This window comes from Streptomyces sp. 3211.6 (genome assembly GCF_003634815.1).
Taxonomy (GTDB): Bacteria; Actinomycetota; Actinomycetes; order Streptomycetales; family Streptomycetaceae; genus Streptomyces; species Streptomyces katrae_A.
Genome location: NZ_RBXC01000001.1, coordinates 2,256,608 through 2,281,937, shown reverse-complemented (window position 1 = coordinate 2,281,937; position 25,330 = coordinate 2,256,608). Strand labels below are relative to the sequence as shown.

23 protein-coding genes are annotated in these 25,330 nt (G+C 72.2%); 14 read left to right on the top strand and 9 right to left on the bottom strand.

What is annotated here, in order from left to right; all coding sequences use genetic code 11:
* Position 1 precedes the first annotated feature (1 nt).
* The 3 genes from BX286_RS10590 to BX286_RS10580 are packed head-to-tail and all read right to left on the bottom strand — an operon-like array spanning position 2 to position 2,330.
* The gene (locus BX286_RS10590; protein WP_079425871.1) at positions 2–730 is read right to left on the bottom strand and encodes a CoA-transferase subunit beta; all 729 of its coding nucleotides are present in this window, start codon (positions 728–730) and stop codon (positions 2–4) included.
* A complete protein-coding gene (locus tag BX286_RS10585) occupies positions 727–1,578 on the bottom strand; it encodes a CoA transferase subunit A (RefSeq protein ID WP_121014894.1) in 852 nt (283 codons plus the stop codon). Before BX286_RS10585 ends, BX286_RS10590 begins: the two co-directional genes overlap by 4 nt.
* A complete protein-coding gene (locus tag BX286_RS10580) occupies positions 1,575–2,330 on the bottom strand; it encodes an enoyl-CoA hydratase family protein (RefSeq protein ID WP_079425867.1) in 756 nt (251 codons plus the stop codon). The genes BX286_RS10585 and BX286_RS10580 overlap by 4 nt, the downstream gene beginning before the upstream one ends.
* Positions 2,331–2,386: 56 nt before the next feature.
* On the opposite strand from BX286_RS10580, the gene BX286_RS10575 reads away from it, so the two are divergent.
* From BX286_RS10575 to BX286_RS10560, 4 genes are all read left to right on the top strand, one after another.
* Positions 2,387–3,175 (top strand): SDR family oxidoreductase, encoded by a 789-nt coding sequence (locus BX286_RS10575; protein WP_100863838.1) that lies wholly within the window; start codon positions 2,387–2,389, stop codon positions 3,173–3,175.
* 96 nt (positions 3,176–3,271) lie between these two features.
* A complete protein-coding gene (locus tag BX286_RS10570; protein WP_079425863.1) occupies positions 3,272–4,180 on the top strand; it encodes an SDR family oxidoreductase in 909 nt (302 codons plus the stop codon).
* Between the two features lie 519 nt (positions 4,181–4,699).
* A complete protein-coding gene (locus tag BX286_RS10565) occupies positions 4,700–5,362 on the top strand; it encodes a DUF4360 domain-containing protein (RefSeq protein WP_100863839.1) in 663 nt (220 codons plus the stop codon).
* A gap of 58 nt (positions 5,363–5,420) precedes the next feature.
* Positions 5,421–6,113 carry a DUF4360 domain-containing protein gene (locus tag BX286_RS10560; protein WP_398898374.1) on the top strand — a complete coding sequence of 231 codons (693 nt, stop codon included), beginning with the start codon at positions 5,421–5,423 and terminating at the stop codon, positions 6,111–6,113.
* A gap of 154 nt (positions 6,114–6,267) precedes the next feature.
* On the opposite strand, the gene BX286_RS10555 is transcribed toward BX286_RS10560, so the two are convergent.
* Positions 6,268–6,963 carry an HAD family acid phosphatase gene (locus BX286_RS10555; protein ID WP_079425861.1) on the bottom strand — a complete coding sequence of 232 codons (696 nt, stop codon included), beginning with the start codon at positions 6,961–6,963 and terminating at the stop codon, positions 6,268–6,270.
* Between the two features lie 237 nt (positions 6,964–7,200).
* Here BX286_RS10555 and BX286_RS10550 point away from each other — a divergent pair, with 237 nt between their 5' ends.
* From BX286_RS10550 to pepN, 5 genes are all read left to right on the top strand, one after another.
* The gene (locus tag BX286_RS10550; RefSeq protein ID WP_079425859.1) at positions 7,201–8,019 is read left to right on the top strand and encodes a serine protease; all 819 of its coding nucleotides are present in this window, start codon (positions 7,201–7,203) and stop codon (positions 8,017–8,019) included.
* 335 nt (positions 8,020–8,354) lie between these two features.
* A complete protein-coding gene (locus BX286_RS10545; protein ID WP_079425857.1) occupies positions 8,355–9,011 on the top strand; it encodes a response regulator transcription factor in 657 nt (218 codons plus the stop codon).
* A 6-nt stretch (positions 9,012–9,017) separates the two neighbouring features.
* Positions 9,018–10,166, top strand: a complete 1,149-nt coding sequence (locus tag BX286_RS10540) for a sensor histidine kinase (protein WP_100863840.1) — start codon at positions 9,018–9,020, stop codon at positions 10,164–10,166.
* A 77-nt stretch (positions 10,167–10,243) separates the two neighbouring features.
* Positions 10,244–10,582 carry a chorismate mutase gene (locus BX286_RS10535; protein ID WP_079425853.1) on the top strand — a complete coding sequence of 113 codons (339 nt, stop codon included), beginning with the start codon at positions 10,244–10,246 and terminating at the stop codon, positions 10,580–10,582.
* Positions 10,583–10,669: 87 nt separating this feature from the next.
* Positions 10,670–13,180, top strand: a complete 2,511-nt coding sequence (gene pepN / locus BX286_RS10530; RefSeq protein WP_121017609.1) for an aminopeptidase N — start codon at positions 10,670–10,672, stop codon at positions 13,178–13,180.
* A gap of 10 nt (positions 13,181–13,190) precedes the next feature.
* On the opposite strand, the gene BX286_RS10525 is transcribed toward pepN, so the two are convergent.
* Positions 13,191–15,020: a hypothetical protein gene (locus BX286_RS10525; protein WP_148710262.1), complete on the bottom strand. Its 1,830-nt coding sequence runs from the start codon at positions 15,018–15,020 to the stop codon at positions 13,191–13,193.
* A 307-nt stretch (positions 15,021–15,327) separates the two neighbouring features.
* Between BX286_RS10525 and BX286_RS10520 the strand changes: the two genes are divergently transcribed.
* Both BX286_RS10520 and BX286_RS10515 read left to right on the top strand, forming a co-directional pair.
* Positions 15,328–16,701 (top strand): aminotransferase class V-fold PLP-dependent enzyme, encoded by a 1,374-nt coding sequence (locus BX286_RS10520; RefSeq protein ID WP_079431656.1) that lies wholly within the window; start codon positions 15,328–15,330, stop codon positions 16,699–16,701.
* Positions 16,698–18,107 carry a lysine N(6)-hydroxylase/L-ornithine N(5)-oxygenase family protein gene (locus BX286_RS10515; protein WP_121014892.1) on the top strand — a complete coding sequence of 470 codons (1,410 nt, stop codon included), beginning with the start codon at positions 16,698–16,700 and terminating at the stop codon, positions 18,105–18,107. The genes BX286_RS10520 and BX286_RS10515 overlap by 4 nt, the downstream gene beginning before the upstream one ends.
* Before the next feature lie 67 nt (positions 18,108–18,174).
* Here BX286_RS10515 and BX286_RS10510 read toward each other — a convergent pair whose 3' ends face one another.
* Positions 18,175–19,980, bottom strand: coding sequence for a bifunctional UDP-sugar hydrolase/5'-nucleotidase (locus BX286_RS10510; RefSeq protein WP_079425847.1), 1,806 nt, complete (start codon positions 19,978–19,980; stop codon positions 18,175–18,177).
* 153 nt (positions 19,981–20,133) lie between these two features.
* Between BX286_RS10510 and BX286_RS10505 the strand changes: the two genes are divergently transcribed.
* A complete protein-coding gene (locus BX286_RS10505) occupies positions 20,134–20,856 on the top strand; it encodes an SIMPL domain-containing protein (RefSeq protein ID WP_100863842.1) in 723 nt (240 codons plus the stop codon).
* A 156-nt stretch (positions 20,857–21,012) separates the two neighbouring features.
* On the top strand, positions 21,013–22,440 hold the full coding sequence (gene pyk, locus BX286_RS10500; protein WP_121014891.1) for a pyruvate kinase: 1,428 nt from the start codon (positions 21,013–21,015) through the stop codon (positions 22,438–22,440).
* A 72-nt stretch (positions 22,441–22,512) separates the two neighbouring features.
* Here pyk and BX286_RS10495 read toward each other — a convergent pair whose 3' ends face one another.
* The 3 genes from BX286_RS10495 to BX286_RS10485 form a co-directional block, all read right to left on the bottom strand.
* Positions 22,513–23,613 (bottom strand): serine hydrolase, encoded by a 1,101-nt coding sequence (locus tag BX286_RS10495; protein WP_121014890.1) that lies wholly within the window; start codon positions 23,611–23,613, stop codon positions 22,513–22,515.
* A gap of 134 nt (positions 23,614–23,747) precedes the next feature.
* Entirely contained in the window at positions 23,748–23,999 is a 252-nt protein-coding gene (locus BX286_RS10490; RefSeq protein WP_079431655.1) for an EF-hand domain-containing protein, read from the bottom strand.
* A gap of 36 nt (positions 24,000–24,035) precedes the next feature.
* Positions 24,036–24,701 carry a MerR family transcriptional regulator gene (locus tag BX286_RS10485; protein WP_079425838.1) on the bottom strand — a complete coding sequence of 222 codons (666 nt, stop codon included), beginning with the start codon at positions 24,699–24,701 and terminating at the stop codon, positions 24,036–24,038.
* Between the two features lie 113 nt (positions 24,702–24,814).
* Between BX286_RS10485 and BX286_RS10480 the strand changes: the two genes are divergently transcribed.
* Complete coding sequence (locus tag BX286_RS10480; protein ID WP_079425836.1) at positions 24,815–25,252, top strand: Rrf2 family transcriptional regulator; 438 nt, start codon at positions 24,815–24,817, stop codon at positions 25,250–25,252.
* Positions 25,253–25,330: the final 78 nt, after the last annotated feature.

Here is a 25,330-nt window from a genome sequence, read left to right as displayed (position 1 = left end):
GTCAGCCCCGCACCTCCCGGTCGCGCAGGCCCTTCGGGTCGATCACCTCGCGGATCAGCCGTAGCTCCTCGGCCGTGGGCTCACGGGTGAACGGGACCTCCTCGCCGATCGCGAGCTCGAAGGCGGTCGCCGCGCGGACCTGCTCCACCGTGACCCCCGGGTGCACGGAGGCCAGCCGCATCGCGTGCCCGGGACCGGCGAAGTCGAACACCCCGAGGTCGCTGACCACGCGCGGCAGCCGGTGGAAGCGGGACGCGGACGGCCCGGCCGCCTCCGCGCGGTCGTACCCCACCCCGCTGACCATGTCGACGCGCTCGACGAACACCCTCGGGGAGTGCCGGGGCACCCAGTAGCTCACCGGATTGTTGAGGGTGTTGACGGGGGCGCCGCGCACGCCCAGCAGCTGGCGGGAGGGCCGCTCCCAGTCGCCGATGCAGGAGATGTTCTGGTTGCCGTACCGGTCGATCTGGCTGGCGCCCATCATCACGTGCCGCCGCCCGCCGGTGACCATCGCCAGGTGGCGGCGGTACGGGAGCCAGCCCTCCACCGTGCCGTCCAGGCCCACCAGCATCGCCTCGCCGTCGGTCAGCAGCAGGTCGGGGGAGAAGGTCCGCTTGGCCAGCCGCGCCCCGAAGGAGGGGATCAGGCCCATCGGGCTGGCCAGTACCTCCCCGTCGCCGCGCCAGGCCTCGGCGCAGGCGATCACGCAGTACTCGGCGCGCGTGGTCATCGCTGTTCCTCCTGCCAGGTCCGGACGGCGCTCTGGTAGTCGTGCTCGCCCGCCCCGGAGAGGAAGCGGGCCGCGAACTCGGGCCAGGGGGTGGTCGCGTACAGCTTCTGGAAGGCCTCGTCGCGGTCGTAGTCGGGCGCGCAGGAGGTGAAGTGCGCGCCGTTCGGGGTCTCCACGACCCCGGTGACCGAGTGCCGGCTGACCAGGAGGGACTGCGGGGGGCCGGACTTGGCGAGCTCGGCGCTCTCCACCAGCTGCTCGCAGGAGACGTACGCGGCGTCGGCGGCCTCGCAGAAGAGGTCGTCGAAGTACGGGTCGGGGCCCAGGTACTGGGCGTTGCCGAGGCGGTCGGCCCGGTTGAGGTGGACGAGGGCCGCGTCCATGCGCAGGGCGGGGACGGCGACGAACTCCTCGCCGTCGGCGTAGGGGGAGGTCACGGTGCGCAGCTCCGGGTTGACCCGCATGACGTCGGAGCCGAGGCCGGCGCGGACGGGCAGGAAGGGGAGGCGGTTCGCGGCGGCGTGCAGGCCCCACATGAACATCGCCTCGTCGTACTCGGTGAGGACGAGGGAGCCGCTCTCGCGGGCGGCCCGGAAGTGCGGCTCCAGCGGGACGGAGTCCAGGGTGGCGAAGGGGGCGATCAGGCGGCGGACGCGTCCGGCGGCGGCGAGGAGCCCGACGTCGGGGCCGCCGTACGAGATCACGGTGAGATCGGTGATCTCGGATCGGAGCAGTGCCCGCACCAGGGCCATCGGCTTGCGCCGGGAGCCCCAGCCGCCGATCCCGAGGGTCATTCCGCTGCGCAGCCGTCCGACGACCTCGTCGGAGGTCATGGTCTTGTCCGTCATACGGTCTCCTCCTGTGCCTTCCCGAAGGTGTCGCGGACCCGGTCGGCGACCCCGCTGAGGTTGGCCTCGAAGGTGAACCCCTGCTCGAAGCGGTAGCTGCGGCGCACGTCGACGGGGTCGATGCCGTTGATGGCGGCCTTGGCCAGCCGGATGAGGGTGCCGTCCTTCTTCGCGATCTCGGCCGCCAGTTCCAGGGCGGCGGCGGACAGCTCCGCGCGCGGGACCACCTTCCACACCGAGCCGTGCGCGTGCAGTTCGGCGGCGGTGGCGGTGCGCGAGGTGTAGTAGAGGGCGCGCATCAGGTGCTGCGGGACGAGCCGGGCCAGGTGGGTGGCGGCGCCCAGGGCCCCGCGGTCCAGTTCGGGCAGCCCGAAGACGGCGTCGTCGCAGGCCACGATCGCGTCCGCGTTGCCGACGAGGCCGATCCCGCCGCCCAGGCAGAACCCGTGCACGGCCGCCACCACCGGCACCTCGCACTCGTACACGGCGGCGAAGGCCTCGTAGCAGCCGCGGTTGGCGCCGATGAGGGCGGCGTGGCCGGCGTCGCGCTGCATCTCCTTGATGTCGACCCCGGCGTTGAAGCCCCGGCCCCCGGCAGCCAGGACCACGCAGCGGACCCCGGGGTCGCGGCCGGCGGCGCGCAGGGCGTCGGCGAGCTCGTACCAGCCGTGCACGGGAAGGGCGTTGACGGGCGGGAAGTCCACTGTGACGAGTGCGATGCCCTTGTCCGGGCTGGAGGTGGAGACACCCATGAGCGGATCAGCTACCTTTCCACCAAACATTTGTTAGGTGAGGAAGGTAGCAGCCGATGGAGCTCAAGGGGAGGGTCGTGGTCGTCACCGGCGGAACCCGGGGCGTCGGCGCCGGGATCGCCCGCGCGTTCCTCGCGGCGGGCGCGGAGGTCGCCGTCTGCGCGCGCCGCCCGCCGGACCGGCCGGTGGCGGAGGGCGGCCGGGAGGCCGCCTTCACCTCCGTGGACCTGCGCGACCCGGCCGCGGTCGGAGAGTTCACCGACGGGGTCGCGGAGCGGTACGGGCGGCTCGACTGCCTGGTCAACAACGCCGGCGGGACCCCGTACCGGCTGCTGGGGGAGGGCGGGGCGCAGCGGCACGCGCGGGTGGTCGCCCTCAACCTGGTGGCACCGCTGACGGCCTCGCTGGCCGCGTACCCGTGGCTGCGGGAGAGCCGGGGCTCGGTGGTGATGATCGGCAGCGTCAGCGGGACCCGGCCCTCCCCGGGCACGGCGGCGTACGGGGCGGCGAAGGCGGGGCTGGAGAACCTGGCCCGCTCGATGGCCGTGGAGTGGGCCCCCGAGGTACGGGTCAACTCGCTGGTCCTCGGCATGGTCCGGACCGAGCTGGCGCACCTGCACTACGGGGACGCGGCGGGAGTCGCGGCGGTCGCCGCCACGGTCCCGCTGGGCCGTCTGGCGGAACCGGCGGACGTGGGGGAGGCGGCGGTCTTCCTGGCCTCGGACCGCGCGGCGTACGTGAGCGGGGCGAGCCTGCTGCTCCACGGGGGCGGGGAACGCCCGGCGTTCCTGTCGGCGGCCACGGCGAACCGGGGGGACGGGGGGCCTGAGGCACGGGCGGACTGACAGCCCCCGGGTCTGGGGCCGCCCGGCGTTCGGGAGTTCCGGCGGTCCGGTGGTCGGGCCGGCCGGGGATGGGGATCGAGAGGGAGGAGAGCTGACATGGGTATCGCCGACGGACGGGTGGTCATCGTGACGGGCGCCGGCCGGGGGCTGGGCCGGGCCCACGCGCTGGCCTTCGCGGCGGAAGGGGCGCGGGTCGTCGTCAACGACCTCGGGGTCGGACTCGACGGGCTCCCCGGGCCCGGGAGCCCTGCCGCGCGGGTGGTGGAGGAGATCCGGGAGCTGGGCGGGGAGGCGGTGGCGCACGGCGGGGACATCGCGACGGGCGAGGGCGCGGACTCGCTGGTGACCTGCGCCCTCGACGCGTTCGGGCGGCTGGACACCCTCGTCAACAACGCCGGGTTCCTGCGGGACCGGATGCTCGTCAACCTCGGGGAGGACGACTGGGACGCGGTGATGCGGGTCCACCTCAAGGGCCACTTCCTGCCGCTGCGGGCGGCGGCCGCCTGGTGGCGGGCCGAGGCGAAGGCCGGCCGGCCGGTCGCGGCCCGGGTCGTCAACACCTCGTCGGGGGCGGGGCTGCTGGGCTCCGTGGGCCAGGGCAACTACAGCGCGGCCAAGGCGGGGATCCTCGGGCTGACGCTGGTGGCGGCGGCGGAGATGGGCCGGTACGGAATCCAGGTCAACGCCATCGCCCCGGCGGCGCGGACCCGGATGACGGAGGAGACCTTCGCGCAGACCATGGCCGCCCCGGCGGAGGGCGGTTTCGACGCGATGGCCCCGGAGAACGTGTCACCGCTGGTGGTGTGGCTGGGCTCGGCGGCGTCCGCCGGGGTCACGGGCCGGGTCTTCGAGGCGGAGGGCGGGCGCATCACCGTGATGGACGGCTGGCGGCCCGGGGCCACGGTGGACCGGGGGTTCCGCTGGACCCCGTCGGAGGCGGGCGAGGCCGCCGCCAAGCTCCTGACCCAGGCGCGGCCACCGCTCCCGGTGTACGGCACCCAGTAGCCGGGCGGCGCCGGGGTCCCGCCGTGCGGGGCGAAGTCCCCTACCCGCCCTTCGGCCGTTCCCAGGGGTTCCGCCCCTGACCCCGAGACCGGGCGCTGCGCGCCCGGTGCGCCGCTGGGAGGTGCCCCCGGCGCGGGCCTGCAATTCCGCTCCGCGAAATCCAGCCGCGGGCGACGGACCAGGCGCGCCCCCATCCAGCCCCGCCGGCGTGTGAGGCGCGGGGTCTGGGGCGGAGCCCCAGAGAACGGGTGAAGGGCGGGGCGGGGAGACGGCTCCGCGCAGCGGGACCACGGCTCCGGGTTCCGGACATCCGGACGTCCGGCGGGGGCGGCCCCCGCCGGACGCGGACGCCGCCGACCGGCGGAGGGGCGGGCGGCAGGTCGCCGGAATCGGCCAGCCGGTACGGACCGGACACCCCCGGCCCCCCGATGGCCGTATCGAACCCTCCCCCGCCCAGCAGGAGCGTGGTGGCATGTGCATGCCCAATCCGGGCCCCCTCCGCACGAACGGAGACCCCTCGTGCCCCTCCGCAGACTCCCGCTCGGCGCCGCCGTCACGGCCCTGGCGGCCCTTACGGCCCTGGCCACCCCCGCGCAGGCCCGCCCCGCCACCCCCTCCGTCCCCCCGCCCGGCCGCGTCACCGTAGAGGTCGCCGGGATCAACGGCTCCGGCTGTCCCCAGGGGACCGCCGACGTCGCCGCCGCCTCCGACAACACCGCCTTCACCGTCACCTACAGCAACTACCTCGCCCAGACCGGCGCCGGCTCCGGCGGGACGGACTTCCGCAAGAACTGCCAGCTGGCCCTGCGGATCCACGTCCCCCAGGGGTTCACGTACGCCGTCGCCCGCGCCGACTACCGCGGCTTCGCCCACCTCCAGCGCGGCGCCTACGGCCAGGAACGCGCGAACTACTACTTCCAGGGCAGCGCCCAGACCGCCCGCAGCACCCACCAGTTCAACGGCCCCTTCACCGACAACTGGCAGGCGAGCGACCAGACCGACTACGCCGACCTCGTCTGGGCCCCCTGCGGCGAGGAGCGCAACCTCAACGTCAACACCGAACTGCGGGTCTACGGCGGCACGTCCGGCTCGCAGAACCTCAGCTTCATGAGCATGGACTCCACCGACGGCAGCGTCAGCACGGTCTACCACTTCGAGTGGAAGGAGTGCCCCGCAGCCTGAAGCCGGGCCTTTCCGCAGGAAATCCCAGGACCAGGAACAGGAGCCAGGAGTGACAACGATGTCTCATTCCCTGTCCCGCACCCTGCTCACCGCCGGTGCGGCCGTCGCGCTCATCGCGACGTCCGCTCCCGCCGGGGCCGCCGCCCCGGGGTCCGGCGGCGGCCGTCCGCCGATCACCGTCCCGCCCGACAAGATCGTGATCGAGCTCGCCACCGTGAACGGCTCCGGCTGCCGCGAGGGCACCGCCCAGGTGGCCGTGGCCCCCGACAACACGGCCTTCACCGTCACCTACAGCGACTACCTCGCCCAGGTCGGGCCCGGCGCCCCGCCGACCGCCTTCCGCAAGAACTGCCAGCTCAACCTGCGCGTCCACGTGCCCTCCGGGTTCACCTACGCGATCGTCCAGGCGGACTACCGGGGCTTCGCGTTCCTGCAGCCCGGAGCCACGGGCCAGGAGCGGGCGAACTACTACTTCCAGGGGATGCCGCAGACCACCCAGCGCACGCACTCCTTCACCGGCCCGCTGAACGACAACTGGCAGACCAGCGACAAGACGGAGTACGCGGACCTCGTCTGGTCCCCGTGCGGGGAGAAGCGCAACTTCAACATCAACACCGAGCTGCGGGTGAACGCCGGCACCTCGAACCCGCAGACGGCCACCAGCTTCATGGCCATGGACTCCACCGACGCCGGCGTGAGCACGCTCTACCACCTCGCCTGGCAGACGTGCCCCGCGCCGAAGAAGGGGTAGCGGTCCGGTAACGGGCGCCGGGCCCGGCCCCCTGGCGAGGGGCCGGGCCCGGCACTCGTGCGATGGGCTATGACTACCCGTCCCACCGGGTCCGCGAACCGCTTGCGGCCCGCCGAATTCGGCGGCCGTGCAGGGGCGCGGACGCGCCGGGGCGTCAGGAGAGCTTGCCGCCGTAGTCCGGGAGCTTGACGGTGCGCTCGGCGTGGCCGCCGACCAGGTCGCTCTCGTTGTTCCCGATGTTGGCGATGATCGTGTAACCGCGGGCCTCGATCTCGGCGCGCTTGGCCGTCTTGTACGCGCTGACCTGCTCGAACAGGGCCGGCAGATCGCGCACGTACAGCCCGGTCACCGGGTAGCCGACGGTCTTGAGGTTGCGCTCGGTCAGGGAGTACACGATGCCCGGGCGGGCGGTGACGAAGAAGATCGCGACCCCGCGCTGGTTGGCGTACTGCGTCAGCGCGCGGACCTTGTCGATCGCCGGGGTCGGGAACGTCCAGAACCAGTGGAAGTCCGTCTCCAGGGAGGAGTTGTCGATGTCCAGGACGATCGCGGGCTTCTCGCCGGCCGGCGCGGCGGCGATCCGCTGCTCGATGGCCGGGCGGGCGGTGTCGATGACGGCGGCCACGTCGCGCTGCCAGGTGGCGTAGTCGATGCCGAGGATCGCCGCGTTGCCGCCCGGTGCGGAGGCCGTGACCGTCGCCGGGGCCGTGACCGGCGCGGGAGCCGTGGCGGGCGCGGCGGCCGGGGCCGCGGCGGCGGCGCCGGCCGGCAGCAGGGTCATCACGGCGGCCGCGGCGGCCACGGTCGCGGCGGCGGTACGGGACGTGCGGGTACGGCGGGTGCTGCGCATGGGGGGCGCTCCTCGGAACGGCTCGGCATATACCGGGGATTGGTGTCTGCGGGGGATTGGCATGTACGTGCCCAGAGTTGGCCAGAATCCCACCCGTGTCTACTGGCCGGTAGGAAACTTTTCGTGGCCGTGGGGTGAATCGGTGTCGCGCCGTCCGCCGGGTGGCGGGGATTGTCCGAAAACGCGTTCTTGTTGCCCTCCCGGGGGCGGGTGTGTCATGGACGCGTCATTCGCCGGATGGCGCGCACAGCCCAACCCCCCACGAAAGGCAGTGTGTTGACCGTGTCCACTCTTGCCACAATCCTCAAGCGCGGCCTCGCCGTCGGCGCCGTGGCCCTCGCCGCCGTCAGCCTCCAGCCCACCGGCGCCAGCGCCTCCCCGACCCCCGTCGTCGGCGGCACCCGCGCCGCCCAGGGCGAGTTCCCCTTCATGGTCCGCCTCTCCATGGGCTGCGGCGGCGCCCTCTACACCCAGCAGATCGTCCTCACCGCCGCCCACTGCGTGAACGGCTCCGGCAACAACACCTCCATCACGGCCACCGCCGGCGTCGTCGACCTCCAGAGCAGCAGCGCCATCAAGGTCAAGTCCACCAAGGTGCTCCAGGCCCCCGGCTACAACGGCCAGGGCAAGGACTGGGCCCTCATCAAGCTCGCCAAGCCGGTCAACCTCCCCACCCTGAAGATCGCCGACACCAAGGCCTACGACAACGGCACCTTCACCGTCGCCGGCTGGGGCGCCGCCCGCGAAGGCGGAGCCCAGCAGCGCTACCTCCTCAAGGCCACCGTCCCCTTCGTCTCCGACGCCGCCTGCCAGGCCGCCTACGGCGACTCCCTCGTCCCCTCCGACGAGATCTGCGCCGGCTACGACCAGGGCGGCACCGACACCTGCCAGGGCGACTCCGGCGGCCCCATGTTCCGCCGCGACGACAACAACGCCTGGATCCAGGTCGGCATCGTCAGCTGGGGCGAGGGCTGCGCCCGGGCCGGATACCCCGGGGTCTACTCCGAGGTCTCCACCTTCGCCGCCGACATCCGCAACGCCGCCGCAGGCCTCTAGGGCCTGCCACCCCCCACCCCTCCGCGGGCCCGCACCCCCCACCCCTCCGCGGGCCCGCCACCCCCACCCCTCCGCGGCCCCGCACCCCCCACAACCCCGCACCCACACCGCCGGCCCGGACCCCCGGCCGGCCCCCGCACCCCCGCCCGCGCACCTCGCCCTTCCGGCCGGACCCGAACCGGCCGGAAGGGCGAGCCCCCCGGCCGTCCGGTTGCGGGCCGCCGCACCCCCGGGTCCCATGGACGGGGACACCCCGGTACCCGCCGGGGCGGGCCCGCCGGCGGCAGCGGGCGACCGGCGACCGGGCGACGGCGCGACAGTGGGGCAGGCAGCGCATGACGATCAGAGTGGTCATCGCGGACGACCAGGACATGGTCAGGACCGGCTTCCGGATGATCCTCGAAAGCCGGCCCGACATCGAGGTCGTCGCCGACGCCGCCGACGGACAGCAGGCCCTCGACGCCGTCGCCGCCCACCGCCCCGACGTCCTCCTCCTCGACATCCGCATGCCCCGCGTCGACGGCCTCGAAGTCACCCGCCGCCTCTCCGGCCAGGACACCCCGCGCATCGTCATCGTCACCACCTTCGACCTCGACGAATACGTCCACGCGGCCCTCCACGGCGGCGCCTCCGGCTTCCTCCTCAAGGACGCCAGCCCCGCCATGCTCGTCGAAGCCGTCCGCGCCGCGGCCGCCGGAGACGCCCTCGTCTCACCCGCCATCACCGTCCGCCTGCTGCGCGAGATGGCCCCCCGCATGGCCGGCCCCCAGGCCGCCCGCCGCCCCTCCGACCCCCTCACCGAACGCGAACAGGACGTCGTGCGCTGCCTCGCCCGCGGACTCACCAACGCCGAGATCGCCGCCGAGCTCTACGTCTCCCTGTCCACCGTCAAAACCCACCTGGCCAACGTCCAGGCCAAGCTCACCGCCCGCAACCGCGTCGAGATCGCCGCCTGGGCCTGGGAAAGCGGCCTCGCCGCCACCACCGCGTGAAAGCCGGTGAGCCCCCTCGCCTCCTGGGCCCGCCGCCACCCCCGCGCCGCCGTCCGGATCCGGCTCCTGCTCTGCGTACTCCTCCTGGCCCTCGTCACCTTCGAAGGCATCGTCCTGGCCCGCCAGCCCAGCCCCCCGCACGCCACCGTCTGGGTCTCCGGCATCCTCGTCTGCCTCAGCGCCGCCCCCTGGCCCGGCCTGCCCCTCCTCGCCCGCGCCTGGTTCGCCGCCGCCACCACCTGGACCGTCACCCTCCTGCTCGTCCTCGGCGAACGGCCCACCATCGTCTGGGGCGCGGGCGAGGCCATCGCCCTCCTCGTCCTCCTCTCCCAGGTCCTGCTGCGCACCCCCGCCCGCACCGCCGCCGTCCTCGGCCCCCTCCTCGGCCTCGGCTGCATGGCCGTACCCGTACGCGACACCAACCCCGGCCGCTTCACCCTCCTCTTCTCCGTCCTCACCGTCGTCGTCACCGCCTACTCGCTCCTGCTGCGCCTGCAGTCCGTGCAGCGCCTGCGCGAACTGCACGCCGTACGCACCGCCGAACGCCTCGAACTCGCCCGCGAACTCCACGACCTCGTCGCTCACCACGTCACCGGCATCGTCGTCGAGGCCCGCGCCGCCCGCTTCACCCGCGTCACCGCCGAACGCGCCGCCGAGGTCCTCGGCCGCATCGAAGCCGCCGGCGACGAAGCCCTCGGCTCCATGCGCCGCCTCGTCCGCGTCCTGCGCGAGGACGACGGCACCCCCACGGCCCCCGCCACCGCCCCCGTCGCCGGCCTCGCCGACATCCGCGACCTCGCCCGCCGCTTCGCCGGGCCGCCCGTCGTCCTCTACATCGAACAGGGCCTGGAGGACCGCATCCCCGGCGACGTCGCCGCCACCGCCCACCGCATCGTCCTCGAAGCCCTCACCAACATCGCCAAACACGCCGCCAGCGCCACCGCCGTCCGCATCGGCCTGCGCACCGTCCCCGCCGGCCTCGAAGTACGCGTCGCCGACGACGGCGGCCACCCCGCCCGGCTCTCCGAGAAGGCCCGCGGCGGCGGCTACGGCCTCGCCGGAATGACCGAACGCGCCGAAGCCCTCGGCGGCCGCCTCACCGCCGGCCCCGCCCCCGAAGGCGGCTGGCTCGTCACCGCCCTGCTGCCCCTGTGAACCCCCGCCGAGCAGCCCGTCTCACCCAGCGACATGCCAGAGGTCACACGCCCGCCCGCCACGTAAGCTCGGTGACCATGAACACCACCGACCGCGACAGCGTCACCGACCCCGACGCGATCGACGAGAACGTCACCGCCGAACTGGCCCGCCTGCGCGACAGCATCGACAACATCGACGCGGCCGTGGTCCACATGCTCGCCGAACGCTTCAAATGCACCCAGCAGGTCGGCCACCTCAAGGCCCGCCACCACCTGCCCCCCGCCGACCCCGGCCGCGAGGCCAGCCAGATCGCCCGCCTGCGCCAGCTCGCCGAGAACGCCAAGCTCGACCCGGCCTTCGCCGAGAAGCTCCTCAACTTCATCATCGCCGAGGTCATCCGCCACCACGAGACCATCGCCGCCGGCGAGGACTGACCGGCCCCCGGGGCGGGCGACCCCCGCCCCGGCCGTCCATCAGACACCCCCTAGGACCCCGGCCCCCCATCCGGCAGCATGGGCCCCATGCCCGCACTGACGCGCAACGAAGCGCAGCTCCGAGCCCAGCTCCTCGACGTCCACCACTACGCCGTCACCCTCGACCTCACCACCGGCGAAGAGACCTTCGACTCCACCACCGTCATCCGCTTCAGCGCCCGCACCCCCGCGGACACCTTCGTGGAACTGAAGCCGGAGGAACTGCGCTCCGCCACGCTCGACGGCCACCCCCTCGACACCGCCGCCCTCGACGACAACCGCCTCCCGCTCACCGGCCTCACCGAAGGCCCCCACGAGCTGCGCGTCGACGCCCGCATGCGCTACTCGCGCACCGGCGAGGGCCTGCACCGCTTCACCGACCCCGCCGACGGGGAGACGTACGTCTACACCCAGATGTTCATGGACGACGTCCAGCGGGTCTTCACCGCCTTCGACCAGCCCGACCTGAAGGCCGTCTTCGAGTTCACCGTCACCGCCCCCGCCCACTGGACCGTCCTCGCCAACGGCATCACCACCCGCACCGGCGACCGCGAGGCCGACGGCGCCGGCACCTGGACCTCCGCCCCCACCCCCGTCATCTCCACCTACCTCGCCGCCGTCGCCGCGGGCCCCTGGCACAGCGTCACCACCGAGCACGCCGGACTCCCCTTCGGCATCCACTGCCGCAAGTCCCTCGCCCCCCACCTCGACGCCGACGCCGACGAGATCCTCTCCGTCACCACCGCCTGCTACGACCGCTACCACGAGAAGTTCACCGAGCCGTACCCCTTCGACTCCTACGACCAGGCCTTCGTCCCCGAGTTCAACGCCGGCGCCATGGAGAACCCCGGCCTGGTCACCTTCCGCGACGAGTTCGTCTTCCGCTCCGCCGTCACCGACACCGAACGCCAGCGCCGCGCCATGGTCATCGCCCACGAGATGGCCCACATGTGGTTCGGCGACCTCGTCACCCTCGCCTGGTTCGACGACATCTGGCTCAACGAGTCCTTCGCCGAATACATGGGCTACCAGACCCTCACCGAAGCCACCCGCTTCACCGGCACCTGGACCGAGTTCGGCATGGAGCGCAAGCCCTGGGGCTACGCCGCCGACCAGCGCCCTTCCACCCACCCCGTCGCCCCCGGCCCCGACGACGTCCCCGACACCGCCTCGGCCCTCCTCAACTTCGACGGCATCTCCTACGCCAAGGGCGCCTCCGCCCTGCGCCAGCTCGTCGCCTGGCTCGGCGAGAAGGACTTCCTCGCCGGCATCAACACCCACTTCGCCCGCCACAAGTTCGCCAACGCCACCCTCGCCGACTTCGTGGACTCCCTCGCCGCCCACACCGACCGCGACGTCCACGCATGGGCCGGCGTCTGGCTGCGCACCACCGGCATCGACACCCTCACCCCCAGGATCCAGGAAGGCTCCGGCGGCTGGACCCTCACCGTCGACCGCTCGGGCAGCCGCCCCCACCGCATCACCGCCGGCACCTACACCCGCGCCACCGACGGCCTCCTGGAGCGCACCGCACTCCTCGACCTCGACGTCCCCACCGACGAGATCATCTCCGCCACCGGCCCCCGCCCCGACCTCCTCGTCCTCAACGACGGCGACCTCGGCTACGCCAAGATCCGCCTCGACGAAACCTCACTCGAAACCGCCCTGCGCGGCCTCTCCCGCATCCCCGACCCCCTCACCCGCGCCGTCGTCTGGGGCTCCCTGCGCGACATGGTCCGCGACGGCGAACTCGACCCCGCCACCTACCTCGCCACCGCCGAGGCCCACCTGCCCGACGAGAGCGACCTCGCCGTCGTCCAGGGCGTCCTCGGCTTCGCCCGCAACCACGTCGCCGACCTCTACACCGCCCCCGCCGAACGCACCGCCGCCCTCACCGCCCTCACCACCATCGCCCGCGACCTCCTGCGCCGCACCGAGGACGGAACCGAGCCCGGCCTGCGCCTGGCCGCCGTACGCGCCTTCATCGACAGCGCCACCCAGCCCGACACCATCGCCGCCTGGCTCGCCGACGGCACCGTCGCCGGCGGCCCCGAACTCGACCCCGAACTCAGCTGGCGCATCCTCGCCCGCCTCGCCGTCCTCGGCGCGATCGACGAGGACGCCATCGACGCCGCCCTCGACGCCGACCCCAGCGCCACCGGCCGCCAGGGCGCCGCCCGCTGCCGCGCCGCCCTGCCCACCGACGAGGCCAAGGCCGCCGCCTGGCAGCGCCTCTTCCACGACGACGACCTGTCCAACTACCTGTTCACCGCCACCGCACAGGGCTTCTGGCAGCCCGAACAGACCGCGCTCCTCCAGGACTACGTCACCCGCTACTACCCCGAGGCCATCGCCGTCGGAGCCCGCCGCGGCCCCGCCATCGGCGAAGCCGCCGGCCGCTGGGCCTTCCCCGCCCACCACGCCGACGAGGCCAACCTCCAGGCCGGCCACGCCGCCCTGGAAGACCCCAGGATCACCCCGATGATGCGCCGCGTCCTCGTCGACCAGCTCGACGACCTCGCCCGCACCCTGCGGGTCCGCGGGGCGCGCACGTCCTGAGAGCCGCGGCCTAACGGATACAGCCGACGATCCGCACCGACACCTGGGCACTGGCCGTCAGGCCGCTGTCCGGGTCGGTCGCGGTGAACACCAGCGGATACGTCCCGTCCGGCAGCAGCGGCACCAGGAAGCCGCCCGACGGACCCGCCCCCACCGCCACCGCCCCGTTCGGGCCCTTCAGCTGCCAGGACGTGTACTGCGGATCGGTGATGGCCCGGTCACCCGGCCGGGTCCGCGCCGAGGCGGAGAAGCTCTCCTCGCAGCCCCGCCGCAGCTGCCCGCCGCTCCCCGGCTGCCGGATCGCCACCGCCGGGGGCTGCGGCTGCTGCGGGGCGCTCGTCGACGGCTGCGGGTTCCCGCCGTTCGTGGGGCGGCCGGGGGAGGGGGAGTTCGGGGAGCCGGACGAGGGCGGGGCACTGTGCCCCGTGGACGGCGACGGAGACGGAGAGGCGGAGGGGGACCCCGACGGCGAACCCGACGCCGGAACGGAAGGATCCGTCACCCCCGGCACCGAAGGGACGTCCGGCCGCCCCACCGACGTCGGCGCGGGCCCCTTCGACTTCGACGGCGAGGTCGCCTTCGCGTCGATCGTCGCGCACACCGCACTCGCGATCATCGGCTGGGCGTCCGGTACCGAGGAGGGCCGCAGCATCTGGTCGTCCCCTCCGTGCGCCTGCGCGTCCAGGTAGACGTTGCCCGTCGAGGTCTCGGCGTCACTGTGCTCCACCCACGCCGAATCGTGGTACAGCCCGTCCGGCTTCTGCTGGTTCACCCCCGTCACATGCCACTCGCGCACCCGGCCCCCCGACGGCGTACCCGCCACCGCCGGACCGTCCGTCCCCGCGAACAGCCAGCCGTCCCCGAAATACCGCTGCGGGGCCTCCGGCGCACCGTGCTCGTTGGCCGCCGGGAAGATGAACCCGCCCCCCAGCAGCAGCCGGTTCTTCGGACAGGCCACCGTCGCCTGCGCGCTGCCACCCGCCGCGACCGCCACCTGGGCCGTCACCACCGACACGCTCTTCAGCTTCACGCAGACCGGCCGCACCCCCACCGCGAAGTTCGCCTGCGGCGGCTGCGGAGCCTGCAGTTGCGTCATGCGCAGCACGTCGGAGGAGTCCTTCAACGGGAACGGACGGGAACTCAACTCCGTACCCGGGTTCAGATGCGTGATGAAGTCGCTCCCGCCGGCCGCCTTACCGTCCGGACCGGGTGCCGCCGCCAGCGGCGTCAGCTGATCCAGCGGCACCGGCGCCACCGGCCGCCCCTTCAGGACCCGGTCGGCCTTGAACTCCGAGCCCACCATCGTGAACCCGTCCCCGCAGTGCGGGGTGGCCGTCGTCGTGACCGTCACCCCCTTGAACGGCCCCTCGGTCGTCACGTCATGAGTGCCCCCGGGAGGCGGGAACTTGCTCGCCCTGTCCAGGAACGCGTACGTCGACCACTGGAAGTCGTAGCCGCCCTCCACCTGCGGCTTCGCGTTCACGCACAACGCGTACGAGGTCAACGTGGAGGGCGCGTCACCCGGGTTGAACGCCGACGCCAGCCACGCACCCCCGATGAAATGGCTGTTCGTCGCGAACCCCGACCCGGCGATCGCGTACCCGCCGCCCAGCGCCGTCTCGTGCGGCAGGCAGCCCGCCACCGTCAGCTGCTCCCCGCCCGCCGGCACCGAAACCGACGTACTGCGCTGGACCACCACCACCGGCTCCGGCCCCTGCGAGGTCCACCACACCCCCGCACCGGCGCCCCCCGCGACCACCACGGCCCCCGCGGCGACCACCGCCGCGGTCTTCCCGCCGACCGCCCCCGCCACCTTCGCCAGCACACCGGATCCAGCCATCGGGTCCCCTCCCGCAGAGCACGTGCGCCCCGTGCCGACCGCACTGTAGCCCCGCCGCGACCTGCATCCCAGAGGCCGGCACCCCAAGAATTCCCCATCCCTATCCGGCCAACTCCGAGCCCCCCGCCGCACCGCGGCCGAACACCCGCCGATACCGGCCGCACCGCCCGAAATCACCCCCGCCACCCCCCGACGGTTACCCCGTTCGGGTCTGATCGTTGTACCGACCGGGTGTCCCGCCCGGCCCCGGCCACCGAACAGCCGCCCGGGCACCCCACCCCGCCCACCCCCGGAGGCTCCCATGACCGTGCCCACGCCCCCGCTCGCCGGCGGACAGGGCGGCTCCGACGCACTGCGGCCCCTCCTCGACACCGTCCTGACCGCCCTGCGCACCGGCGCCGCCGAACGCGGCGGACCCCTCCCCGCCGGCGGCCCCCACACCACCGCCGCCCGCGTCCGCGCCACCCTCGGCGACATCCTCCCCGCCCACGGCACCGGCGACCACGAAGCCCTCGCCACCCTCGTCCACACCCTCGCCGCCGGCGCGGCCGACCCCGCCGACCCCCTCTGCGCCGCCCACCTCCACTGCCCCCCGCTCGCCGTCGCCGCCGCCGCCGACCTCGCCGTCAGCGCCCTCAACCCCAGCCTCGACTCCTGGGACCAGGCCCCCGCAGCCTCCGCCCTCGAAGAACACCTCACCGCCGCCCTCGCCGCCGAGCTCTACCCCACCCCCCACCCCGACGCCCTCCTCACCACCGGCGGCACCGAAGCCAACCAGCTCGCCCTCCTCCTCGCCCGCGAACGCCACGGCCCCCGCCTCACCGTCGTCCACGGAGCCAACGCCCACCACTCGATCCCCCGCGCCGCCTGGCTCCTCGGCCTGCCCCCCACCCTCACCCTCCCCACCCCCACCGGCACCCTCGACCCCGCCACCCTCGACGCCGCCCTCACCCGCACCCCCGGCCCCGTCCTCGTCACCGCCACCGCCGGCACCACCGACGCCGGACTCATCGACCCCCTCCCCGCGATCGCCGACGTCTGCGACCACCACCACGCCGAACTCCACGTCGACGCCGCCTACGGCGGAACCCTCACCTTCAGCCCCCGCCACCGCCACCGGCTCACCGGTCTCGACCGCGCCCGCTCCCTCACCCTCGACCTGCACAAACTCGGCTGGCAACCCGTCGCCGCAGGCCTCCTCGCCGTCCCCGACACCAGCCTGCTGGCCCCCCTCGCCCACCAGGCCGACTACCTCAACGCCACCGACGACACCGAAGCGGGCCTCCCCGACCTCCTCGGCCGCTCCCTGCGCACCACCCGCCGCCCCGACGCCGTCAAGATCGCCGCCACCCTCCGCTCACTCGGCCGCGACGGCCTCGCCCGCCTCATCGACCACACCTGCGCCACCGCCCGGCACCTCGCCGACCTCCTCGACGCCCACCCCGGCTTCGAACTCCACGCCCACCCCACCATCACCACGGTCCTCTTCCGGCCCACCCCCACGGACGACGACCAGCTCGCCACCCTGCGCCGCACCCTCCTGACCGACGGCACCGCCGTCCTCGGCCGCGCCACCGCCGACGGCCGCCTCTGGCTCAAGGCCACCCTCCTCAACCCCCACACCACGACCGGGGACCTGGACACCCTCATCGCCCACCTGGAAGGCAGAACCCACCGATGACCGCCCAGCACGATGCACCCCACGACCTCGTCGGAATCGGCATCGGCCCCTTCAACCTCTCCCTCGCCGCCCTCAGCCACGGCCTCCCCGCCCAAGGCGCCGACCGCCTCGCCACCGCCTTCTACGACCAGCGCCGCGACTTCCGCTGGCACCCCGGCCTCCTCATCGACGGCGCCACCCTCCAAGTCCCCTTCCTCGCCGACCTCGTCACCCTCGCCGACCCCGCCAGCCCCTGGACGTTCCTCAACTACCTCAAGCACAAGGAACGCCTCTTCCCCTTCTACTTCGCCGAGCAGTTCCACATCCAGCGCGCCGAATACGACGCCTACTGCCGCTGGGTCGCCGGCCGCCTGCCCGGACTCCACTTCGGCCACCAGGTCGACGCCGTCCGCTGGAACCCCGAACGCGACCTCTTCGAAGTCGACTACACCCAGCTCGACCCCGACGGAGAAGCCGAAGCCCTCGGCCGCACCTACACCCGCAACCTCGCCCTCGGCATCGGCACCGCCCCCTACGTCCCCGAACCCCTGCGCCCCCTCGCCGAAGCCCCCACCGTCCCCGTCATCCACTCCGCCGACTACCTCGACAACCGCGCCCGCATCCTCGGCGCCGAACACGTCACCGTCATCGGATCCGGCCAGTCCGGAGCCGAGGTCTTCCTCGACCTCCTGCGCGCCCGCCCCGCCGGCCGCGAACGCCTCACCTGGCTCGCCCGCACCCCCTCCTTCGCCCCCATGGAGTACTCCAAGCTCGGGCTCGAACACTTCACCCCCGACTACACCCGCTACTTCCACTCCCTGCCCGAACCCGTCCGCGACCACCTCGTCCCCGCCCAATGGCAGCTCCACAAGGGCATCGACGCCGCCACCATCGCCGCCATCCACGAAGAGCTCTACCGCCGCACCCTCCACGGCGGCTGGCCCGACACCGTCCTCACCCCCGGAGTCACCGTCCGCACCGCCGGCCGCGTCGCCACCACCAAGGTCGAACTCCACCTCGAACACACCCAGCAGGGCACCCGCTCCCGCCTCACCACCGACGCCGTCGTCCTCGCCACCGGCTACAAGGAACGCCCCCTGACCAGCCTCTTCGCCGGCCTCGACCCCTACATGCGCAGGGACTCCTCCGGCCGCCCCCGCATCGACGACCGCTACCGCATGGTCCTCGACCCCTCCGTCAGCGGAACCGTCTTCGTCCAGAACGGCGAACGCCACACCCACGGAGTCGGCACCCCCGACCTCGGCCTCGCCGCCTGGCGCAGCGCCGCCATCCTCAACACCCTCACCGGCAAGGACCCCTACCCCCAGCCCGGCCGCACCGCCTTCACCACCTTCGGCCTCGAACAGCGCGAACACACCCGCCCCCGCGCCGCCGTCGACCTCCTCCCGCTCGTCGACCACCCCTGAACGCGCCCGGGGCCGGGCCCCGCCACACGGCGGAACCCGGCCCCGGACCAGGCGGGCGAGCGCGGAACTAGAACACCGGGACCCCGGCCCGCGTCAGCTTCCAGTCCACCGAAGCGAACTGCGCCGGATCGATCGTCCCCTTCGCCTTCACCCACTGGATGATCGTGGTGCGGATCTCCTCCGAGTTCGACCACAGCTGCTTCGCCTGCGGCACGTGCGGGAAGTTGCCACCACCCGAAGCCCGGTAGTTGTTCACCGCCAGCACGAACTGCGCCGCCGGGTCCACCGGCTTGCCCTGGAACGACAGGTTCGAGATCCGCGAACCCGTCGGCTGGGCGATGTCCACGTCGTACGACACCCCGTACACCGCGTCGTAGTTGTAGTCCGGCGTGGACTCCGCGTTCGTGATCTTCGCCGGGTCCACCACCTCACCCGGCGCCGTCCGCACGTAGTACTTCGCCGAGTACTCCAGGTAGTCCTTCAGCTGCGCACCCGTCAGCAGACGCGCCTCCAGGGTGTTCTCGAACGGGTACAGACCCGCCGCGTCCTTGATCGTCACCTGCCCGGCCGGGATCGACGCCGTCCGCGAGAAGCACGAGGCCTGCGACAGCACCGGCAGCGCCGCCCACTCCGTACCCGCCAGCGCACCCTTGACCGTCTCCGCCTGCACATGGCTGATCAGGTCGATGATCGGCACGTCCTTGACCGGGCCGTCCGCCGAGGACATCGCCAGCTTCGAGGTGCCGATCACCTGGTTGACGTACGCCACCACCTTGCGGTGCTCGTCCGACAGCAGGTTCGTGATCTTCGGGTCCTCGGCGGCCGTGTTCGAGTTCAGCACCTTCGCCGACACCTTCGACACCGACCAGCGGCCCCGCTCCCACGCCAGCTCGAAGTCGAACAGCGTCAGCCGCTGCCCCCACTTCAGCGGCTCCGACAGCACCACGTCCTTGCCGGTCGCCTTGTTCTTCACCCGGTACTCCGGGATCTCGGTGTGCGCGTGCCCCACCAGGATCGCGTCGATCCCCGGCACCTGCTCGGCCACCAGAGCGGCCGCGTTCTCGATGTACGGCAGCTGGTCACCGTAGGAGGACGTACCGCTCGACCCCGAGTGCGCCGACACGATCACCACGTCCGCGCCCATCGAACGCAGCCGCGGCACGTACTTCGCCGCCTGCTCCTCCAGACCCGGGAAGGTCATCTTCCCCTGCACGTTCGCCTTGTCCCAGATCGCGATGCCCGGGTTCGTCAGCCCCAGCACCGCCACCTTCACGTCCCGCCCGTGCGGGGTCCGCAGCCGGTGCATGCTGTACGGCGCGAACGCCGGCTTCAGCGTCTTCGCGTCCAGCGCGTTCGCCCCCAGCAGCGGGAAACGACACTGCTCCTCGAACTTCCGCAGCACGGGGATGCCGTAGTTGAACTCGTGGTTGCCGATGGCCGCCGCGTCGTAGCCGATCGCGTTCATCGCCTGCGCCATCGGGTGCACCGGACCCCGGCGCGCCGTGATCGGATCCACCTTCGCGTAGTAGTACGCCAGCTGCGTGCCCTGGATGGTGTCACCGGCGTCGATCAGGAGGGTGTTGCACCGCCCCTTCTGCTCCCGCACCTGGTTCACCAGGGTCGAGATCTTCGCCAGGCCGATGTCGTTGTGCGCCTTGTCGTCGAACTCCTTGTCCGTGAAGTAGTCCCAGTTGAAGACGTTCCCGTGCAGGTCGGTCGTCCCCATCACGGTGAACGAGTACGTCCGCTGCTTCGCCGACGGCGCGGCGGCGGCCGGCGCGGCAGCGGCCGGAGCAGCCGTTGCCCCCGCCAGCGCCACGGCGGCACCCGTCGCGGCCGAAGCCCCCATGAACGTCCTACGGTCGAACCCCATGCCATCTCCCCTAGTCAGGCGTGTGTCAGTACAGCGTCAAAACGCGTGGACAACGCGCGTAGATTCTGACCGATGGGTAACAAGCCGCAACACCCCACCCAGGTTTCGATCCGATGACCAGACCCGAACGGGCGACGGTGCGACAGTGAAACCATGACCCAGGACGCCACGCACCCCACCCCCGCCGCCCACCACCCCTACGGCACCCCCGAAGCCCCCCGCGTCGCCGTCCGCGGCGAAGCCCACCTCGAAGTCGACCCCGAGATCGCCCGCATCGGCATCACCGTCACCGCCCGCGGCACCGACCGCCGCACCGCCCTCGAAGACCTCACCCGCCGCAACAACACCGTCCTCGACCTCCTCAAGAGCTACGGCGAACCCGTCGAGAAACTCGAAACCGGCGCCTTCTCCATCACCCCCGAACTCACCCGCCACGGCCGCGGCGAACGCATCCGCGCCTACCACGGAACCGTCCGCATCACCGCCGAACTCAACGACTTCACCGCACTCGGAGAACTCACCACCCGCCTCGCCGACCTCGACCTCACCCGCGTCGACGGCCCCTGGTGGGCCCTGCGCCCCACTTCGCCCGCCCACGGCGAAGCCCGCCGCCAGGCCGTCCTCGAAGCCGTCCAGCGTGCCCGCGCATACGCCCGCGCCCTCGGCGCCGACCTCGCCGCCCTCGTCGAGCTCGCCGACCTCGACGCCGAGAACGCCGCCCCCCTCGCCATGGCCGCCCCCGCCGGCGCCTACCGCTCCATGACCTTCGCCGGAGCCGAGGACGAGGCCGCCCCGCCCCTCGACCTCGAACCCCAGCGGCAGACCGTCCACGCCCAGGTGAACGCCCGCTTCACGATGACCCCGCCGCAGCTCTGAAACCCGTACAAAACGCCGAAGCGGTGACCCCGTGGGGGTGCTCATCAGAGCATCCCCACGCACATTCAACAAATGTCAACAAGCCTTTGCCCAAAGGTTGTTGAGCAGACACGCCCACCACATTTCCTACCCCTCGGTAGGGCATACCCTCGCCCCATGCGCCGAGCGAAAATCGTATGTACCCTGGGCCCCGCCACCGACTCCTACGACCAGATCAAAGCCCTGGTCGAAGCCGGAATGGACATCGCCCGCCTCAACCTCAGCCACGGCACCTACGCCGAACACGAGGAGCGCTACCAACGCGTACGCAAGGCCGCCGACGAAACCGGCCGCAGCGTCGGCATCCTCGCCGACCTTCAAGGCCCGAAGATCCGCCTCGGCCGCTTCCACGAAGGACCCGTACTCCTTGAACGCGGAGACGAGTTCACCATCACCGTCGAAGACCACCAAGGCGACCGCCACACCTGCGGCACCACCTACAAGGGCCTCGCCGCCGACGTCACCACCGGCGAACGCATCCTCGTCGACGACGGCCGCGTCACCCTCGAAGTCACCGCCGTCGAAGGCCCCCGCGTCCACACCCGCGTCATCGAAGGCGGCATGGTCTCCGACCACAAGGGACTCAACCTCCCCGGCGTCGCCGTCTCCGTCCCCGCCCTCTCCGACAAGGACATCGAAGACCTCCGCTGGGCCCTGCGCACCGGCGCCGACGTCATCGCCCTCTCCTTCGTCCGCACCGGCCGCGACATCGAAGACGTCCACCGCATCATGGACGAGGAAGGCCGACGCCTCCCCGTCATCGCGAAGATCGAAAAGCCCCAGGCCGTCGAGAACATCGACGACATCGTCGCCGCCTTCGACGGCATCATGGTCGCCCGCGGCGACCTCGGCGTCGAAATGCCCCTGGAACAAGTCCCCATCGTCCAAAAGCGCGCCATCAAACTCGCCAAGCGCAACGCCAAACCCGTCATCGTCGCCACCCAGATGCTCGACTCGATGATCGACAACTCCCGCCCCACCCGCGCCGAAGCCTCCGACGTCGCCAACGCCGTCATCGACGGCACCGACGCCGTCATGCTCTCCGGCGAAACCAGCGTCGGCAAACACCCCGTCGAAACCGTCCGCACCATGGCCCGCATCGTCGAAGCCGCCGAAGAGGACATCCTCGCCAAGGGCCTCCCCCCACTCACCGACCGCAACAAACCCCGCACCCAAGGCGGAGCCGTCGCCCGCGCCGCCGCCGAAATGGGCGACTTCCTCGACGCCAAATACCTCGTCGCCTTCACCCAGAGCGGAGACACCGTCCGCCGGCTCTCCCGCTACCGCTCACCCATCCCCCTCCTCGCCTTCACCCCCGACCCCGCCACCCGCTCCCAGCTCAACCTCACCTGGGGCGTCGAAACCTTCCTCGGCCCCCACGTCGACTCCACCGACGCCATGGTCGCCCAAGTCGAAGAAGAACTCCTGCGCATCGGCCGCTGCCAGCCCGGCGACATCGTCGTCATCACCGCCGGCTCACCCCCCGGCGTCAGCGGCAAGACCAACCTCGTCCGCATCCACCACATCGGCGACCCCGTCCACTGACCCGCCCACGAGAACACCGCCGGAGCCCCCACGCGCGGGGCCCAGGCGGTCTTCCGTGTACCCGGCCTCACCTCAACGGCACAGAGCCTGGTCCACCAGCCCCTCCAGCCGCTCCGTGACCTTGTAGTCCGCCGGATCCGTCGTCACCGCGACACTCACCGCACGCCCGTCCGGCCCCACCCCACCCCGGGTCTCGAACCCCGTGATGTCACCCCCGTGCCCCCAATACACCCCACCGCACGACAACGGCCGCCGGATCAGCCCCAGCCCGTACCCCACCTCCGCCCCCTCGACCACCGGCACCGTCGTCCGCATCGCCCGCAACTGCTCCTCCCGCAACAGACGACCCCCCAGCAACGCCGAGAAGAACCGGTTCATGTCCGAGTTCGTCGACACCATCTGACCCGCCGCCCACGCCGCCGACGGATCGATCTCCGTCACCTTCCGCAACGGCCCGCCCACGACATCCTGGTGATACGCCTGCGGATGCGCCTCCCGGATCGTCAGATCACGCGGCGCCGGGAAATACGTGTGCCGCAACCCCAACCGCCGCACCACCCGACGGTCGATCTCCGCCGCCAGCGGCCGCTTCGCCACCTTCTCCACGATCAGACCGGCCAGCACGTAGTTCGTGTTGCTGTAGTGGAACGTCTTCCCGTCCGTCGACGTCGCCGGATGCCGGAACGCGATCTCCAAAACCTCCCGCGGCGCCATGTACCGCCCCCGCTCGATCGCCTCCCCGACCTCCGCCTCGTAGTCCGGGATCCCACTCGTGTGCTGGAGCAGCTGCCGCACCGTGATCTTCCGACCGTCGAAACCGTCCCCGCGCACCACCCCCGGCAGGTGCTCCTCCACCTTGTCGTCCAGCCCGAGCCGCCCCTCGCCCACCAGCTGCAGCAGCACCACGGACGTGAACACCTTCGTATTGCTCCCGATCCGCACCTGCCCGTCCCGAGGCACCCCCGCACCCGTGGCCACGTCACCGACCCCGGCGGTATACGTCCGCGACCGGCCGTCCCCGTCCGTCACGGTCGCCAGCGCCCCGGGCACCCCGCCCTCCCGCACCAGCCCGTCCAGACCCCGTTGAACGGAATCCGGCCGACCGGCCGCGAACGCCACCGGCTGCGCCGCCACCCCCAGCGCCAGCACCCCGACCGCCACCGCAGCCACCATCCGCCGCCCACCCATGGACCCTCCCCGGAAATCGCCGAACCAGCACCACGACGTGTGCTGCACCCAACGATCACCGGAGACCGGCCCCCGACGGCATCCCGCCAACCACCCGACCCAAGGTGGGGCAACCCCCCCTACCAGCCGAACCGCCGGTCCACCTCCGCCTCGAACTCCTCGAAGCTCAACACCTGGTCACCGTTCTTGTCCGCCGCATCGAACAGCGCCGACGACGCGTCCGCGTCCCCCAGACCCCAGAACGGCAGATCCCCCCGCGCCGCCAGCGTCGGCCCCTTCGACCGCAACGCAGAAATCACCTCCAGCCGCGTCAGCTCACCGTCATGGTTCAGATCCAACGCGTCGAACAACTTCCGAGCCTTCTCGCTCACCACAACACCCCTTCATCCGGCAACGACCACCCCAACCTAGGGCACCCACCCCGGCACCACCTCCCACCCGTTCACCGCCCACACCAACCGCCAATACCGCTCCACCCGCGGATCCACCGGCCCCTCCACCCCCGGCCCCGCCCGGAACACCTCACCGAAGTCCGCATCACCCATCAGCTCCACCAACTCCACCCACGCCGCCACCTGCTCCGCCGACGGATCGTCCGGCAGATCCGGCGCAGCCACCCGCACCATCGCCGCCACCGACTCCTCCGCCCCCGCCACCAACTCCTCCACCAACCGCCGCCGCTCCTGCGCCGACAACCGCGTCACCCTGTGCATCAACCGGACCTCCTCAGGACTGGACCCACGCTCCGCCACCAGCCGCAACACCGCCCGACGCAACCGCAACACCCGAAGCTGCACCTCCACCGCATCGGCATGCACGGCAGCCACCTCGGCCACCGACAACTCCCGATCCAGCACCCGCCGCACACTGGGCAGATCCACCCCCAGCTCCCGCAGCGTCCGCACCAACTCCAGGCGCACCAGCGCCCCGACGTCGTACAACCGGTACCCGGCACGACTACGACCGGCCGGCACGACGATCCCCTCATCGGAATAGAACCGAATGGTCCGCACCGCCAGCCCCGACCTCCGGGCCAGCTCCCCGATCGAAAACCACTCCGCCGCGCCGTCCATGCCCCTACCCTGAGGTCTCCACCCACTGGAGACTCAAGGCTAGACTTCCGGCCGATGTCGTAACAGAATCAGTTGCAACAGGGGGACTTCGAGCACCACGACAGGAGAGGCCCATGAGCGCGAACAGCCGCATGACCGTGGCCACCCACACCCTCACCTGGATGGCCCTCGTCTGCCCCCAACGCCCCGACGGCATCGTCACCTCCGACCAGATCGCCGACAGCGTCAACACCAACCCCGTCGTCATCCGCCGCACCCTCGGCCACCTACGCGACGCCGGCCTCGTCGCATCCCGCCGCGGCGTCGGCGCCGGCTGGCTCCTGACCCGCCCGCCACAGGACATCACCCTCAGGGACGTCTACCTCGCCGTGGAACCCGACCCCCTCCTCGCCCTCCACGCCGCCACCCCCAACCGCAAATGCCCCATCGGCGCCGGCATCCCACCCGTCCTCCGGGACGCCTACGACCGCGCCGAGGAAACGATGAAACGCGAACTCGCCACCGTCACCATCGCCGACGTCCTACGCGACACCCTCGCCACCCCCTCCTGACAACGGCCGACCGCCCAAGGTCGGCCATTCTTCAGCCCACCATCGTAACCAAAACAGTTACATCAACGATCCGGAGCC